17 protein-coding genes are annotated in these 15,702 nt (G+C 60.1%); 3 read left to right on the forward strand and 14 right to left on the reverse strand.

The window, feature by feature from the left end:
- Positions 1-13: 13 nt before the first annotated feature.
- The 3 genes from FIU92_RS14215 to FIU92_RS14225 all read right to left on the reverse strand — a co-directional run bounded on the left by FIU92_RS14215 (position 14) and on the right by FIU92_RS14225 (position 2,179).
- Positions 14-556: an NADPH-dependent FMN reductase gene (locus FIU92_RS14215; protein ID WP_152459227.1), complete on the reverse strand. Its 543-nt coding sequence runs from the start codon at positions 554-556 to the stop codon at positions 14-16.
- A gap of 132 nt (positions 557-688) precedes the next feature.
- On the reverse strand, positions 689-1,360 hold the full coding sequence (locus FIU92_RS14220; RefSeq protein ID WP_152459228.1) for an OmpA family protein: 672 nt from the start codon (positions 1,358-1,360) through the stop codon (positions 689-691).
- A 126-nt stretch (positions 1,361-1,486) separates the two neighbouring features.
- The gene (locus FIU92_RS14225) at positions 1,487-2,179 is read right to left on the reverse strand and encodes a YafY family protein (RefSeq protein WP_152459229.1); all 693 of its coding nucleotides are present in this window, start codon (positions 2,177-2,179) and stop codon (positions 1,487-1,489) included.
- Between the two features lie 106 nt (positions 2,180-2,285).
- On the opposite strand from FIU92_RS14225, the gene FIU92_RS14230 reads away from it, so the two are divergent.
- A complete protein-coding gene (locus FIU92_RS14230; protein ID WP_152459230.1) occupies positions 2,286-2,477 on the forward strand; it encodes a hypothetical protein in 192 nt (63 codons plus the stop codon).
- A gap of 2 nt (positions 2,478-2,479) precedes the next feature.
- Here the strand turns inward: FIU92_RS14230 and FIU92_RS14235 are convergent, their stop codons facing one another.
- On the reverse strand, positions 2,480-3,127 hold the full coding sequence (locus tag FIU92_RS14235; protein ID WP_152459231.1) for an RluA family pseudouridine synthase: 648 nt from the start codon (positions 3,125-3,127) through the stop codon (positions 2,480-2,482).
- Positions 3,128-3,223: 96 nt separating this feature from the next.
- On the opposite strand from FIU92_RS14235, the gene FIU92_RS14240 reads away from it, so the two are divergent.
- Together FIU92_RS14240 and FIU92_RS14245 are read left to right on the forward strand one after the other, a co-directional pair.
- On the forward strand, positions 3,224-3,634 hold the full coding sequence (locus FIU92_RS14240; protein WP_152459232.1) for a nuclear transport factor 2 family protein: 411 nt from the start codon (positions 3,224-3,226) through the stop codon (positions 3,632-3,634).
- 2 nt (positions 3,635-3,636) lie between these two features.
- A complete protein-coding gene (locus FIU92_RS14245; RefSeq protein ID WP_152459233.1) occupies positions 3,637-4,347 on the forward strand; it encodes an SGNH/GDSL hydrolase family protein in 711 nt (236 codons plus the stop codon).
- Here FIU92_RS14245 and rarD read toward each other — a convergent pair.
- From rarD to FIU92_RS14295, 10 genes are all read right to left on the reverse strand, one after another.
- Positions 4,338-5,243, reverse strand: coding sequence for an EamA family transporter RarD (gene rarD / locus FIU92_RS14250; protein WP_152459234.1), 906 nt, complete (start codon positions 5,241-5,243; stop codon positions 4,338-4,340). The two genes, FIU92_RS14245 and rarD, sit on opposite strands and share 10 nt — an antisense overlap.
- A 262-nt stretch (positions 5,244-5,505) precedes the next feature.
- Positions 5,506-7,959, reverse strand: a complete 2,454-nt coding sequence (locus tag FIU92_RS14255; RefSeq protein ID WP_152459235.1) for an FAD-dependent oxidoreductase — start codon at positions 7,957-7,959, stop codon at positions 5,506-5,508.
- Positions 7,960-8,048: 89 nt separating this feature from the next.
- On the reverse strand, positions 8,049-9,026 hold the full coding sequence (locus FIU92_RS14260; protein ID WP_152459236.1) for a GlxA family transcriptional regulator: 978 nt from the start codon (positions 9,024-9,026) through the stop codon (positions 8,049-8,051).
- 5 nt (positions 9,027-9,031) lie between these two features.
- Positions 9,032-9,925 (reverse strand): homocysteine S-methyltransferase family protein, encoded by an 894-nt coding sequence (locus FIU92_RS14265; RefSeq protein ID WP_152459237.1) that lies wholly within the window; start codon positions 9,923-9,925, stop codon positions 9,032-9,034.
- Positions 9,926-9,936: 11 nt separating this feature from the next.
- Positions 9,937-10,989, reverse strand: coding sequence for an alcohol dehydrogenase family protein (locus FIU92_RS14270; protein ID WP_152459238.1), 1,053 nt, complete (start codon positions 10,987-10,989; stop codon positions 9,937-9,939).
- Positions 10,990-11,001: 12 nt separating this feature from the next.
- Complete coding sequence (locus FIU92_RS14275) at positions 11,002-11,478, reverse strand: cupin domain-containing protein (RefSeq protein ID WP_172978502.1); 477 nt, start codon at positions 11,476-11,478, stop codon at positions 11,002-11,004.
- Positions 11,479-11,494: 16 nt separating this feature from the next.
- Positions 11,495-13,942, reverse strand: a complete 2,448-nt coding sequence (locus FIU92_RS14280) for an FAD-dependent oxidoreductase (protein WP_152459240.1) — start codon at positions 13,940-13,942, stop codon at positions 11,495-11,497.
- Between the two features lie 15 nt (positions 13,943-13,957).
- Positions 13,958-14,338, reverse strand: a complete 381-nt coding sequence (locus FIU92_RS14285; RefSeq protein WP_152459241.1) for a GFA family protein — start codon at positions 14,336-14,338, stop codon at positions 13,958-13,960.
- Positions 14,339-14,342: 4 nt separating this feature from the next.
- Positions 14,343-14,966: a LysE family translocator gene (locus tag FIU92_RS14290; RefSeq protein ID WP_152459242.1), complete on the reverse strand. Its 624-nt coding sequence runs from the start codon at positions 14,964-14,966 to the stop codon at positions 14,343-14,345.
- Positions 14,966-15,535, reverse strand: a complete 570-nt coding sequence (locus FIU92_RS14295) for a helix-turn-helix domain-containing protein (protein WP_152459243.1) — start codon at positions 15,533-15,535, stop codon at positions 14,966-14,968. The genes FIU92_RS14290 and FIU92_RS14295 overlap by 1 nt, the downstream gene beginning before the upstream one ends.
- Positions 15,536-15,702 lie beyond the last annotated feature (167 nt).

A 15,702-nucleotide genomic window follows, 5' to 3' on the forward strand; every position in this document is an offset into this window, starting at 1 on the left:
GCCTGACCCGCGATCAGAAACCGGCCTCGGCCCGGAGTTTCTGCATCAAGTCATGCAAAGACTTTTCGTACCGGTCCGAACGCAGCTTTCCCTGATCGTCGAATTCGTTCGAACTGTTCGCCAGATGGATTTCGGGCCCCTGAAGGATGCGCGGCTGAAATGGAACCATACAGGCCCGCAGGATCATCTGCGCCCGTTCCCCGCCTGCACGACCAGCGGCCGCCGACATTACCGCAACCGGTTTGTCGGCCCATGGATTGCCTTGCGTTCGGCTGACCCAGTCCAGCGCGTTCTTCAGAACGCCTGATGGACCCTTGTTGTACTCAGGTGTCGAAATGATCACCGCATCGGCCTGTGCGATCTGACTGGCCAGCGTATGAACCGCCTCGGGAATCCCTTCTCCGTCTTCCAGATCACCATCGTAGAGGGGCAGGTTCAATTCCGCTTCGACAAAGCTTGCCGGATAGAACAACCGTGCCGCCTCGCGTAGAAGCTTACGGTTGGTCGCGTTCTGGCGCAGGGAACCGGACAGGCCAAGAAGGGTCGGTTGGGACATCGGGAAAGCTCCGTTTCTGTGTTTCCCGCAAGTTAGACCGAGATCACCCCGATCCAAACCCCATTTGACGCACAGTCATTGCGCAAACCGAGCCGCCCATCGGGCGGCCCCGCTGTTCACGCCGCGCAGTGGTTACGCGTTTCCGCTGGGCACCACGACAATCTCGACACGCCGGTTTTGCGATTTTCCTTCCGGCGTCAGGTTGGACGCGACAGGGTTGTTTTCGCCCTGCCCGATCGTGCGAATGCGGTTGTAGCTGACACCGTTGGCCTGAAGGATATCGGCCACGGCATTCGCGCGACGCTCTGACAGGCCTTGATTGTAGGTTGCGTCGCCGTCGCTGTCAGTGTGCCCGATGATCTGCACGTTCGAATTCGGGTAGTTGACCAGGTTCTGGCCCACTTTCACCAGGTCAGACCGCAACGCCGGGCGCACGGTCGAACTGTCGGTGTCAAAGGTGATGTCATTCGGGACCGTCACAATCAGGCGATCGCCTGCGTTGACGATTGTAATTCCGTCATTTGCCAGTTGTTGACGCAGCTCCGCAGCCTGCTTGTCCAGTTGATTGCCGATCACGCCGCCCCCAGCAGCACCGATTGCAGCACCGGCCAGCGCGCCCAAACCGGGGTTCGAATTATTGGCAATCGCCCCGATTCCAGCGCCGACCAGCCCACCCAGAACGGCGCCCTGTTTGGCGTTCTGGTTCGGGTCGTCTTGTACTGTCAGCGTGCCCGGGTCGGTACAGGCCGCCAACACAAGGGCTGAACACAAACCTGTGGCCACGAAAAACTTGGAAATCGTCATGATATCACCTTCTGCTCCAGCACCCGTTGTTCGGGCGTGCTTCGTTTTCCTCAGTATATCACTGTGCAGGCTTGGCGGCTCAAGCAACAATGCGGTGAAGTCGGCGAATACCCGCCAAACACGTATTCAAACCGCTTCAACGAACGTTTCTGCGTTCTGTTGCTCCTGCCAGAGCTCGCGCAATGACCTGCTTTGTCCTGAAAAGCTATCTTCCGTGCATTCACTGGACCAGATACGGTCGGTGCGGAAATGGCGAAACCCGTTGCGCAATTCGCACCAGCCTGCCAGCATCGTGCATTCGATGTGATAGATCAGCGCCACAGGGCGCACGACCCGAACCGTGCGTTCGCCTTCGCCATCTTCATAGGTGATACGGATTTTCCGCTCTGCCCTGATGGCTTCGCGGTAATGCGCGATCGAAACGCAACCCTTGTTTGGATCATCCGCCGGGGCACCCCATGGGGCAACCTGCAACCAATCCGCTGGGCAATGCAGCGCGTCGATCTTCTGGCATATCCGGCTGGCGGCCCTTTGCAGGTGACTGTCGCCGGTACGCGCAAGAAGAGACAGGCCAACCCACAAGGCCTCAACTTCTTCTGCATCGAAATTGAGCGGCGGCAGATCGTAGCCGCGCCGCATCACGTACCCGATACCGGCCTCACCTTCGATGGGCGTCCGTTGCGCCTGCAACTCGGCAATATCCCGATAAACCGTGCGCACGGACACCTCCAACCTTGCGGCCAACGCCTCTGCCGTGACCGGAGCGCCCGCAGCCCGCAGGATCTGGATGATTTCAAACAATCGGGTCGAACGGCGCATTGCATCCTCCTGTCAACATGCTGACATTCTAGCACACCCCACTGACAAGAGGGTGTCAGGAGTGATGGGCCAGATTGGAATGGCATCGAAAGAAGGAGCACGAAAAATGCCTTACCTCGACACCCATGTCATGATGACACTCAGGCTGGGGCAATGGTCTCAGGACCATACCCTGCGCGCCTTCGAGATCGAGCGCGAAATCACCATGGCCCGGCAGTGCAAGCAGCCCGTATCAAAGAAACGATCCAAACGTTTTTCGCTGGGGAATCTGAAGATGCTCTGGACCAGCACGGCCTGAGATCAGAACTCGGGCCGGGCCCGAAACTTCATCGAAACCCCACCTTCCGGGTGTTTCAGGCGCAGCTCTTCTGAATGCAGCATCAATCTGGGGAAGTCCAGCGCGTCGCCTGTCGCATAGAATGGATCGCCCAGGATCGGGTGGCCCAGCGCCTGCATATGAACGCGAAGTTGATGAGACCGGCCCGTTTTGGGAAACAGACGCACACGCGTTGTATTGCCTTCGGTCTTGACGACACGCCAGTCCGTCACGGCAGGTTTGCCCGTCGCATGGCAAACCATCTGTCTGGGCCGGTTGGGCCAGTCCACGATCAGAGGCAAGTCCACGGTGCCGGTCTTGGGTTCCAGCTGCCCCCAGACACGGGCGACATAGGTTTTGCGGGTCTGACGCTGCTCGAATTGCATGCTCAGGTTGCGCTGCGCGTGCGGCGTTTGGGCAAAGACCATGACACCGGACGTGTCCCGGTCCAGCCGGTGCACCAGCAGTGCTTGTGGAAATGCATCCTGCACCCGGGTCAACAGACAATCTGACAGATTCGCGCCCCGCCCCGGAACCGAAAGCAGGCCCGATGGTTTGTTCACCACGATCAGCTGTGCATCTTCATGCAACACATCCAGTGGGGTTTGAGGGGGTTCATAGGTGTCGCTCATGCAGGGTGCCTATCGCAGCTCGTGACCTCCCGCAACGTCGTCCTTGCATGCCCGCCCATGTTCGGTGACCTTCTCTTCAAAAGCGGAGGAGATGCCATGCACCCGACAATTGAACGCATGCAAGAGGTTGTCGCAAAGGGCGATGAGGCCTTGATCCATCAGCTCCTGGCCGAAGATGTGCAGTTCCTGCCGCCCACATACTACAGCACCTGGACAGGGCGCGCACCGGTCGCTGCCGTTCTGGGGCATGTCGGGCAGGTGTTTTCAGATTTTCGTTATCGGCGCGTCATGGGCGACGGGAAAGACTGGGCATTGGAGTTTCAATGCAAAGTCGGTGATCTGGATGGTATCGGCGTGGATCTTGTTACGTTGAACGACGATGGGTTGATCCAGGTTTTCGAGGTCGTCATGCGCCCCTACAAAACGGTAGGTGCCTTGCGCGATGCCATGATGGCGCGGGTCATGACAGACGCTCGTTTTCTGGAATTCAAAAACGCGCTGAGCTGACAATGCCTCGTTCACTGGCTGCCGATCAGATTTTGCGGGTTCCGTTGCTTCCGGTGCTTGCCGCGCAGGGCCTATCGGTACGCAGGAACGCGCAGTTGCTGCCGGAACCGACTGGCCCGCGCGAAGGCCGCTCAGGGCGCGGGCCGCGTCTGCGGCTTCTGATCACCGGTGACAGTTCGGCAGCCGGAGTGGGCGCCGGCACGCAGGATCAGGCGTTATCCGGCCATCTGGTCAACCGTCTGGCCGGGCACTATGCGGTCGAATGGCAGCTGGAAGCGACAACCGGGCACACCACCCAGGACACGATTGACCGTCTTTCGCAAATCGAGGGCGAGTTCGATGCTGTCGTTACGGCACTCGGAGTCAATGATGTCACCCGGGCTGTGACACGCCAGCAATTTGCGCGCCGCCAGACCCGCCTTATCCGCTTGCTTTCAGAAAACCTAGGGGCTCGTCGCATCGTCGTAACCGCAGTCCCACAGATGAACAGGTTTCCGGCCCTGCCTCAGCCGCTGGCCTGGGTGCTTGGATGCCAGGCCGCGCGCCTGGATCAGGGGTTGCAAGAGGTTGCGGCTGCATTTTCGCATGTTCAACACCTGCCACTCGACCTGCCGGACGACCCGGCGTTGGCTGCACCGGATGGCTATCATCCCAGCCCCCGGGCGTATGCGCTTTGGGCGGATGCAGCCGCGCGCCTGTTGCTTCAGGCCTGACCGCGCGCCTGCCGGATCATAGGGATCGAGTAAACGACCAGAGCCGCCCAGATCAGTGGGAATGCGATCATCCGGCCCGTGTCAATCTTTTCGCCGAACAGGGTTATCGCGGTAATGAAAATCATGGTCGGCGCGATGTATTGCAGGATGCCCATCGTGGACAGGCGCACCAGTTTGGCGCCGTTTGCATAGACCAGCAATGGCACCGCCGTTACTACCCCTGCACAGGACAACAACAAGGTGTCCGACATCGCGACACCGAAATGACCAGTGCCCCGCACACCCAGAATGGTGACATAGACCAGTGCCGGAATCAAAAGGATCAGGACCTCAAGCAGGAAACCCTGGTTCGGCCCAATCGGCAGCGAGCGCTTGAAGAACGCGTAGAATCCCCAACTGATCATCAACCCAAGAGCCGCCCAAGGCAAACGACCGGCTTCCACCACAAGTACCACCACACCCAGCGCGGCCAATCCGACCGCGAACAATTGTGTCCGTGTCAGGGGTTCTCTCAACAGGATTGCCCCCAGCGCGATACTGAATAGGGGGTTGATGTAATAACCCAACGCCGCATCCAGTGCGTTGCCCGTGGAAATGGCCCGTACGTAAATCGCCCAGTTCACGGAAATAAGCGCTGCTGTCAAAGCGGCCATACCCAACATCTTCGGATTGCCAAGCGCGGCCTTCAGATCCCGGGTTCGGCCCAGGACAACCAGCAACAACCCGGCCACAGGCACTGACCAGATAACACGGTGCGCCACAACCTCGACCGCGCCCATATGATCCAGCGCTTTCATGTACAGAGGCAAGAACCCCCACAGGACATAGGCCGTGACTGCCAGCGCAAGCCCCTTTGGTGTGTCCGTGTTCTGTGAAGGTAGAAGCGTGTCTGCCACATCGGGTCTCCGGTTGATACCGGTTCGGTTTAAGGCAGAAATGAACGGGTTGAAAACTCTGAAAACAGTGAAGTGTCACATAACAATGTTTGATGAGTTGTCAGACCACGCTTTTTAGGTGAGGTCTGAAATGCGAGGCTCTGCCTCGCGCTCCGGGATATTTGTGGCCAGAGGAACAAGGGACCCGCTCTTCATCTGGCCACAAATATCCCGGGGGAGTCGCCGAAGGCGGCGGGGGCAGCGCCCCCACCAAACCCCGTGGTCACACCTTCACCCGTTCGGATTTCGGGTCATACATCGGCTTGAGCGACGCCTCGGCCCGAACTTTCGTGCCACACACGTCGATTTCGTAGGTCGAGGCCAGAACGTCTGCGGCCTTCTCCCCCTCGCACGGCACGTAACCCAAGCCAATCGCACCTCCCAGCGTGTGGCCATAGTTGCCCGAGCTGAGATAGCCCACATACTCGCCATCGCGGATGATCGGTTCATTGTGGAACAGCAGCGGCTCGGGATCGGTCAGGCGGAACTGCACAAGGCGCGATTTCGGGCCGCTTTCCTTGCGCGCAATCACCGCCTCGCGGCCGATGAAGTCGCAGCCCTTGTCCACCTTGACGGCAAAGCCCAGCCCGGCGTCCACCACGTGATCTTCGCAGGTGATGTCATGGCCGAAATGGCGGAAGCCCTTTTCGATCCGGCAGCTGTCCATCATGTGCATGCCGCACAGCTTCAGCCCCATGTTCTGCCCCGCCTCGTGCAGCGTTTCAAAGACGTGGCCCGCCATGTCGGATGAGACGTAGATCTCCCAGCCCAGCTCACCCACATAGGTGACGCGGTGGGCGCGGGCGAGGCCCATGCCGATCTCGATTTCCTGCGCGGTGCCGAAGGGGTTTGCCGCGTTCGAGAAGTCGTTGGGCGAGACTTTCTCCAGCAAGGCCCGCGCATTCGGACCCATCACCGCCAAAACGCCTTCACCCGCCGTGACGTCGGTGATGACCACGTTGAAATTGCCCGCATGGCGCATCATCCAGGTCTGGTCCGCCAGGCGCGTCGCCGCCGGGGTGACCACCAGATAGGCGGTCTCGGAAAGGCGGGTGACGGTGACATCTGCCTCGATCCCGCCGGAACGGTTCAGAAACTGCGTGTAGACGATCTTGCCATTGGGCACGGCATAGTCGCCGCCACCGACATAGTTCATGAACTTCTCGGCATCGGGGCCCTCGACCCGGATCTTGCCGAACGAGGACATGTCGTACATGCCCACGTTTTCGCGCACAGCGCGGTGTTCGGCGGCCGAGTTCTCGAACCAGTTCTGACGCTTCCAACTGTAGTTGTATTCGCGTTCCTGCCCTTCGTTGGCGAACCAATTGGCGCGCTCCCACCCGGCCAGTTCACCGAACACGGCACCGTGTTCATTCAGGTGGTGGTGGAATGGCGTCCGGCGCACGCCGCGCGCGGTGGCTTTCTGGCGATAGGGGTAGTGGTCGGCATAGAGCAGGCCCAGCGTCTCCTTGGACCGTTCGAAAAGATACTGCTTGTTGCCCTGGAAGGGCTGCATCCGGCTGATGTCCACATCGCCCAGGTCAAAGGGTTTTTCGCCTGTGTCCATCCATTCGGCCAGCGCCATGCCCGCGCCGCCCGCCGACTGGATCCCGATCGAGTTGAAGCCGGCGGCGACCCAGACATTGTCCATCTCGGGCGCGAGCCCAAGGTGATAGGCGTCGTCGGGCGTGAAGGACTCAGGGCCGTTGAAGAAGGTGTGGATGCCCGCCTCGGCCAGCATCGGCATGCGGTTGCAGGCGGCTTCGAGGATCGGTTCGAAATGGTCGAAATCCTCGGGCAGCTGGTCGAACTCGAAGCTGTCGGGAATGCCGTCCATCGCCCAGGGCTTGGCGTTGGGCTCGAAGGCGCCCAGCAGGATTTTCCCGGCGTCCTCCTTGTAATAGGCGCATTCATCCGGCACCCGCAGCACCGGCAGCTGCGTCAGGCCGTCGATGTTCTCGGTCACGATGTAGAAATGTTCGCAGGCGTGCAGCGGGATGTTTACGCCCGCCATTCGGCCAACTTCGTGCCCCCACATGCCGGCGCAGTTGACCACCATGTCACACTCGATATGGCCCGAGGCGCTGCCGTCATCGGCCACCCAGTCCACGCCGGTCACGCTGCGGCCCTGTTTGACGATATCGGTGACCTTTACCCGTTCCTTGACGATGGCGCCGCGCTGGCGGGCGCCCTTGGCCAGAGCCAGCGCGATGTTGGCCGGATCACCCTGCCCGTCCAGCGGCAGATAAACTGCACCCTTGACGCCCTCGAGATTGATATGCGGATACAGTTCCTGCACGCGCTCATTCGAGATTTCTTCGACCTCGACGCCAAACGCCCGCGCCATCGCAGTCTGACGATAGATTTCCTCTTTGCGTTCCTCGGTCAGCGCCACGGTGATCGACCCGCAGCGCTTGAAGCCCGTGGCGACACCGGTTTCCTCTTCGAGTGAGCCATACAGCTCCTGACTGTACTTCGCCAGCTTGGTCATGTTTGCGGTGGCGCGCAGCTGTGCGATCAGACCCGCTGCATGCCAGGTGGTGCCACTTGTCAGCTGCTTTCGTTCAAGCAACACGACGTCTTTCCAACCCTTCTTGGTCAAATGATAAGCGACCGAGCATCCGATGACGCCACCGCCGATGATGACCGCTCGGGCCTTGCTGGGAAGATCAACCATCCTGAAATCTCCGCTGTGTCAGGTTTGGCATAGGTTGCCACGGAAGATCGACAACAAATGCACCAAAAGCGTCACGAAATCCGCAGTTTTCACCGATGTGATGCCGCTCGCTTTTGCCGACGTACGACAAAGGGCGTGACCCCGAAGAAGCTTTTGTAAACAGACGAAAACCCGTTCGGAAAACCACAGGCCAAACCAATTTCGCGTACGCTCATCGTGGTGTTCAGCAACAGGTTATTTGCCTTGGCCAGTCGCATTTCCCGGTAGAATCCGTTGGGAGTGGTTCCAAAAAAGGTTTTGAACTTACGCTCGAGGGACCGGTTCGACAGGTGCAGCGATTCGACGATCTGATTGATCGGCAGGGGGTCTTCGATATTGGCCTGCATAAGCTTTATGCACTGATCCAGCTTCGAATCGCCTGTCGCAGTCAATTTGGCGCCCGAGAATGGCTGCATCGAAGCGAAATCGCGGATGTTCTCATGCAGCATGATGTCGGCCACGGTCATCTTCGCAGGCCCCGAGATATGGCGCCCGATCACCGCCAAGGCGATATCCGTCGTGGCCTCCATCCCGGCACATGTCACAACCGCGCCCTGTTCGGTTGCGATCGACAGTTTGGCTTCGAACCGGGCGCCGCGTTCCCGCAGGAACGATGCGTTTTCCCAATGGGTTGCCAGGTCGGCCGTTCCCTGCTCGTCGATATAGCGGCTGGCGGCTTCGGCCAGCAGGAACACCTTGGCGTCCCGGAAGGTATAGTCCGACACCACCCGCCCCAACGACAAATCCGGATGGTCCGGGTCTGAATTGCCGATTACGAACAGGTAATCCGCCCTTGGCTGTGACGGCACCGCTTCTGTTTGAACCACGGCGTCACTGCTGCTGGCAATCGGGCCACCTTTGAGCGAGCGATAGGTGAAGGTGAACGGAGGGCTTGGGCATACGCGGTTGGCCAGTCTCAACACCTCAACCAACGACGCCAGCTCCAACAGCACGAAACCCGGCGCGACAAGGATGTCGAAATGCCGGATGGCCTGTTTTGGAGCGTCCGAAGTAGATTTTGCCGCCATTTTCTTCAAACGATGTTATGACCGGCGGCCCGCAACCGGTTCGCCAGTTCTTCGATATGATCCGGCCCGATTTCGCAGCATCCGCCAACAATCGTTGCCCCCTGATCTATCCACCGCATCACCTGATCCGCATAAGCCCTGGGGCCAAGGTCATGACGTTCTTGCAGGGCATCCACGGTCGGCGCATCCTGAAGGAAATCATCCGAAATATGCGTGAAGCCATTGGCGTAGGCCCCAAAGGGCCGATTCATGCCGGACAGAACTTCCAGCGCCGCCGGGATCGCCTCGGGGCGCGAACAATTGATCAACACGGCATCGGGCGAAAACTCCTCCACCAACGGAGCAATGTCCGCCAACGGTTCGCCGGACCTGAGAAGGCTGCCATCGTCATCATTGACTGACAGGGACAGCCAAACCGGTTTTCCGCATCCGACCGTGCCACGCAATGCGCCCTCGGCTTCCTGTACCGACGACGCGGTCTCGATCAAAAACAGATCGACCCGCGCGGCCATCATGGCCACAAGTTCGGCGAACTTTTCAGCCGCATCCGCAGGGTCCGGGTTAAGGTCGGGGCGATATGAAGCGAGCAATGGCCCCAGTGCACCCGCAATCCGCCCCCCGGTTGCCGCGCGGGCACGTTCGGCCTGTGTCAGGGCGGTGTCGATCAGGGTAGGCATATGATCCTCCATCCCCACCCGCACCAGACGAGAGCGATGGACGGCATAAGTATTGGTTGTCGCGACCGTCGCACCCCGGCTGAAATAGTCGCGGTGCACTTCCGCGACCAAATCGGGGTGATCGATCATCACGCGCGTCGACCACAGCGGTGTCGCCTGATCGCCACTGCGTTTTACCAGTTCCTGCCCGATAGAGCCGTCCAAAAGGGTGATATCTGCCATGTCGTTACTCCTCAGGGCACCAATACCAGTTTTCCCGGAAGGGTCTTCGATTGAAAGTCAGCCTGTGCAATACCAATATCCTTCAACGGATAGGTCCGGGAAACCAGTGGCTTGATCCGTCCGGTATTCACCAGTTCAACAAGACGGTCAAAGACTTCGGGCGCCTGGTGCGTGCACCCATGTATGGTGATGTCGCGCAGATATATGTCCCGCAGATCAGCTTCGACAATCGGGCCTGCTATTGCCCCCGAAACGGCATAGTGCCCGCCGGATTTCAGGGAAAGGATCAGCGATGGCCAGGCCGGGCCACCCACAACGTCGATCACCACATCGAACATATCCTGCGGAAGCGGGTCGTTCCGGTCAAACGTATTCTCGGCCCCCTGGGATTTCACGATCTCGGCTTTCGTGCCCGCTGTTACAGCCCAAACCGACGCCCCGCGCAGGGCGGCCAGTTGCACCGCCGCCAACCCGACGCCACCCGAGGCGCCGGTGATCAGCACCTTGTGCCCGGCCGTCACGCCTGCGCGGGTCAGCAGGTTCTCCGCCGTCCCGAAGGCGCAAGGAATGGCGGCGATTTCCACATCCGAAAGGGGCGAGGCGCTGACGTCATAGAGATCATCGGCTTCAACCAGACAATACTGCGCAAAAGCCCCGTCGATTTCGGAACCCAGCGCAATGAAGCCCTGCGGGTTTCCCGGGCGCGGGCGCGGCAGGTTTATCGGACAGGTCACGCGCTGACCCGGTTTGAAGGCAACACCCGGCCCAACCTGTTCCACGATGCCGCAAAGATCTCCGCCCTGAATGCGGGGAAAGTGCAATGCACCGCCCCAACCGCCCGCTTCGACCTTCTGATCAACGGCATCCGTCGCGCCGGTGACGTCCGAGGAATACCAACCGACCCGTGTGTTGATATCCGTGTTGTTCACGCCTGCGGCGGCGACCCGAACCAGAACTTGCCCTGCCCCGGGTTCAGGAACCGGGATATCATCTCGCCATTCCAGAACTTCGGGGCCACCGTGGCCCGTCAGATAGACACCGGACATCGTCTTTGGAGCATTCATTTCGCTGGCTTCTCAGGTCTGGTCGGCGGGATGGGGCGGAACCGGTCCCATCGGCACGATGTCATATCGGGCATTCAGGTCGGCCATCTTGGCCTCGTCCTCGAAATCCGCCGGGGTCATGGTTGCCAGTTCCGCAAGGAAACCATCAAACCCGGATGGTTGAAAGATCATGAGCATCCGTGCCGGTTTGTTGTCGGCAACCCGGCAGGCATGCGGCACACCCGCCGGAACATGCATGGTGGTGCCCGGCGTGCACAGGTGCCAGTCTCCGTCGACATAGAAATCCACGGCGCCCTCGAGAAAATAGAAAGTCTCGGCGTGGCTGTCGTGGCGATGAAGGCCAAGCGCGAAGCTGGCCTTCAAGTTGTCTTCCATCAGTGTGTAGGCTCCGCCCGTGTCCTGACCGGAAACTTTCACGAAGGTATGGTCGTTTTCCCAGTCATAGTTGGGACCTTCACCAGGTCCCATCTTGGAATATCGCGGGCGCATGCGGGCCTCCTTTTTGTCAGGCGCGCAGCCGCTCATTTGCGGGATCCCACAGCGGCTGATCCTCCTGTACCACGGCGCGACACTTTTCGCCGTAGATTTCCACCTCGAGCTCGGTGCCCGGGTTGGCCAGATCGGCCTTGATCATGCCCAACGCGACGGACTTGCCGACACGATAGCCCCATGCGCCCGAAGTGGTCTCGCCCACGATCTGATCGCCCTGCCAGATGCAGGACATGTAAGGCGCATCGCAGTCACCGGCCTCGACGACCAGCGTAACGAAAGACTTCTTCACTCCACGCTGCTTTTCGGCCAGCAACGCGGCCTTGCCCGGGAAGTCCTGCGGCTTGTCGAACTTGATGAAGCGCTCCAGCCCACCTTCCAGCAGCGAGTAGTCGGTGCTCAGATCGCCCTTCCACGCGCGGTATCCCTTTTCGATGCGCAGGCTGTTCAGCGCATACATGCCAAACGGCTTGGCCCCGGCGGCAAGGATCGCGTCATAGATCGCGGGCATGTGCTCGTTGAGCGCATGCACCTCCCAGCCCAGTTCGCCGGCGAAGGACACGCGGATCAGGTGGGCGGGCTGTCCGGCCACGGTGGCCGCCTGATGGGTCAGCCAGCCCAGCGAGAGGTCGGCATCGGTCAAGCCCGACAGGATCTCGCGCGATTTCGGCCCGGTCACGATCAGCGTGTCGCGGGTGGTGGTCACGTCCTCGACGGTGACGCCCGCGGGCATCGCGTTCATCAGGATGTCGCGGTCGTGCCATTGCGCGGTGGCGGCGGTGATCATCACGAAATCATCCTCGCCCAGTCGCATGCAGGACATCTCGGTCAGGATGCGGCCACGGTCGTCGGCGATGTAGACGAGGTTGATCCGCCCCACCTTGGGCAGACCACCGGTGACCAGCCCGCGCAGCGCCTCGGCCGCGCCTTCGCCCTTGACGACGAAGCGCGAGAAACCCGGCAGGTCGAGCACGCCGCAATGGTCGCGCACGGCTTCGCATTCTTCTTTGATGCGCTGCTCCCACGGGCCCGAGCGGCCCCAGGTGTGGGTGCTTTCCTCGGAGGTGTCATCGCCCGGTTGCGCGAACCAGTTGGCGCGCTCCCAGCCATTGTAGACGCCCATGACGCCGCCCAGTTCCTTGACCTTGGCATGCACGGGCGACAGCTTCTTGTCGCGCGCGGCGGGCCATTCATGATGCGGGAAGTGCATGGCGTATTCGTTGCCGTAGACTTCCATGCCCTTCTGGTTGCAGTAGTCCTGATCGGTGTAGTCTGTATAGCGGCGCGGATCGACGGCCCACATATCACATTCGGTGGCGCCATCCACGATCCATTCGGCCAGTACCTTGCCCGCGCCGCCGCCCTGGGCGATGCCGAAGGTGAAGGTATGCGCCTCGAACGCGTTCTTGACGCCGGGCATCGGGCCGATCAGCGGCAGGCCATCGGGCGCATAGGGAATCGGGCCGTTGATCACGCGGCCCACGCCCGAGGTCGCCATCAGCGGTACCCGCTCCATCGCGTCGGTGACGATGTCCTCGATCCGGTCCAGATCGTCGTTCCACAGCTGGAAGCTGAAGTCCTCGGGCATCGGGTCGTCCTCGGTCATCCAGTGGCCTTTGCAGTTGGGCTCGTACGGGCCGAGGTTGAAGCCGTGCTTTTCCTGTCGCAGGTAGTATGAGATATCCACGTCGCGCAGCAGCGGCAGCTTGCCACCGTTTTCCTTCGACCAGGCTTCGACCTCGGGGATCTCGTCGGTCAGCAGGTACTGGTGGCTCATGACCATCGCGGGCACGGTGCGGCCGCCGAAGGGCTTGAACCACTCACCCACACGCTGCGCGTAGTAGCCGGCGGCGTTGACGACATAGTCGCAGTCTATATCGCCCTTTTCGGTATGGACGGTCCAGGTGCCGTCGTCATGCTGGCTCACGCCTGTGGCAGGGCAGAACCGAATGATCTTCTGGCCCATGTCACGCGCGCCCTTGGCCAGCGCCTGCGTCAGCTGCGCCGGGTCGATGTCACCGTCGGTCGGGTCATACAGGACTCCCTCAAGATCATGAGTTTCCAGGAAAGGGTAGCGTTCCTTGGCCTGCTCCGGCGTCCACATCTCCATCGGAATTCCCTGATAGCGGCCCATCGACATGGCCCGCTGGAACTCCTGCATCCGTTCCTTGCTGTGCGCCAGACGGATCGACCCCGAAACATGGTAGTTCATCGGATAGTCGACCTCTTCGCCCAGACGCGAATACAGCTCGGTCGAATAGCGCTGCATGTTCATAATCGCCCACGAGGTCGAAAAGGTCGGAACGTTACCGGCCGCGTGCCAGGTCGAGCCTGCGGTCAGTTCGTTCTTTTCCAGCAGAACGCAATCGGTCCAGCCTTTCTTGGCCAGATGATACAGCGAGGAAGCCCCCACCACACCGCCACCGATAATGACCACGCGGGCTTTTGTCGGAAAATCACTCATATGTCTTGGTCCCTGTTACTGTGCCCGTTGGGGCAGATCGTCCGTGATGTCGTAATAGTCGCCCTTGTCAGCCACAAAGATGTGCTTCGAGAGCTTTTGGCCCGTGGGCGCATCGAACGCGCCCATGGCAATCGAAATCGTGTCCTCTTCGGTATGTTGCCAGAAGAGAAATGAGCCGCATTTGTTGCAAAACCCGCGCCGTGCGATGTCTGATGCGCGAAACCAGTTCAGCGTGTCGCGGGCCGAGAAACTCAGATTGTCCTGATGGGTCGTGGTCGAGGCCCAGACATGGCCGGATTGCTTTCGGCACTGCCCGCAATGGCAGACCGAAGGCGGAGAAAGGTCTCCGTCGATGGTGAAAGCAACTGAACCGCAAAGGCAGGACCCTCTGTACATAAGATTACCCCCTTGCCGCAGGCGCGGTGCTGGTTCCCAACAACACGCCGTAGATTATGAAACAGGCCGCCATCACCCGGCGCACCCAGATGTTGAACACTGCGCCCAGCGCCGCCTTGCCCATCAAAGCGCCCAACACGGTAAAACCGGTATAGCTGAGCGTTGTGATGAAAAGTGCGGTTGGCATGATCACGACCATCTGCTGCCAGATCGGCACGTCCGGCTGCACGAATTGCGAAAACGCGGCCAGATAGCCCGCGACGCTTTTTGGGTTGATCGTGGCCACTGCCAGCGCGTGCAGATAAACGTGCCGGGCCGGGCGTTCCGAGACCGGAGCGGGCTTGCCGGCATTCATCCATCCCCGCACGCCCAACCAGATCAGAAAGCCCGCGCCGACCAGCTTGGCCACGAAAAACCCGGTCGGAGAAGCGGCAATCAGGGCTGTGACGCCCAGCGCGGACAGAATCAAAAACATGCTGGCCTGCGTCAGTATGGCCAATACACCCATCATGGCCTTTGGGAACGGCAGGCTCATCCCGTTCGAGATGCAGTTGACCGCGTTCGGCCCCGGTGTGGTGACGAATACCACCCAGAACAGCGCGAATATGGTCCAGGCCTCGAAGCTCATCAATACACCGGCGGAGCAATGACCCAGATGGCCACAGCAGGCTCTTCATAGGGGTTGGCCCATTGATAAGGTTCATGTTTGATCCGAAAACTGTCGCCTGGCCCCACCAGGAATTCACGCGACCCGATCGTCAGGTTCAATCGACCTGAAATCATATAGCCCACTTCCTGGGTCGGGCGGTTGGCCGGTGTCTGCATACGTGAATTTGGCTCGAACGTGGAATGCACCATTTCGAAATCATCGGTCAGATCCGGCGACAGCAACTCTTCGATCAGCCCTTCTTCGCCCGACCCCATCGGGCGACGCGACCCGGCGCGCACGACGTAGCCCTGTTCGTCTGCTGGGGCAGCGGAATGCGCAAACAGCATCGACATTGGCACGCCAAGGCATTCTGCAATCTGGCGCAGGTCCGAGATTGAAGGCTCGGACAAATCGCGCTCTACCTGGCTCAACCAACCGACAGAGCGATCCAGCCGAGTTGCAATCTCGGTCAGGGTCAACCCTCTGGCCTTGCGCAAGGCCCTCAGGTCAGCACCAAGGGTTGCGCTTTGGGGGGCTTGGCTGTTCACAGGCCGCTCCGAATCTCGTGAAATTCTTCCTTCGTTTTTCACGATGGAGCAAGCTGGTGAAATTTCCAAGCATTTTTTCACGCTCGATTTCATTTGGGTGTCGATCATCATCGTGTGCGAAAGACAGAATTGAGGACCAGCAGGCGCACAGGCTCCTGAAACACCAG

The organism is Ruegeria sp. THAF33, from assembly GCF_009363615.1.
In the GTDB taxonomy this organism is placed as follows: Bacteria; Pseudomonadota; Alphaproteobacteria; order Rhodobacterales; family Rhodobacteraceae; genus Ruegeria.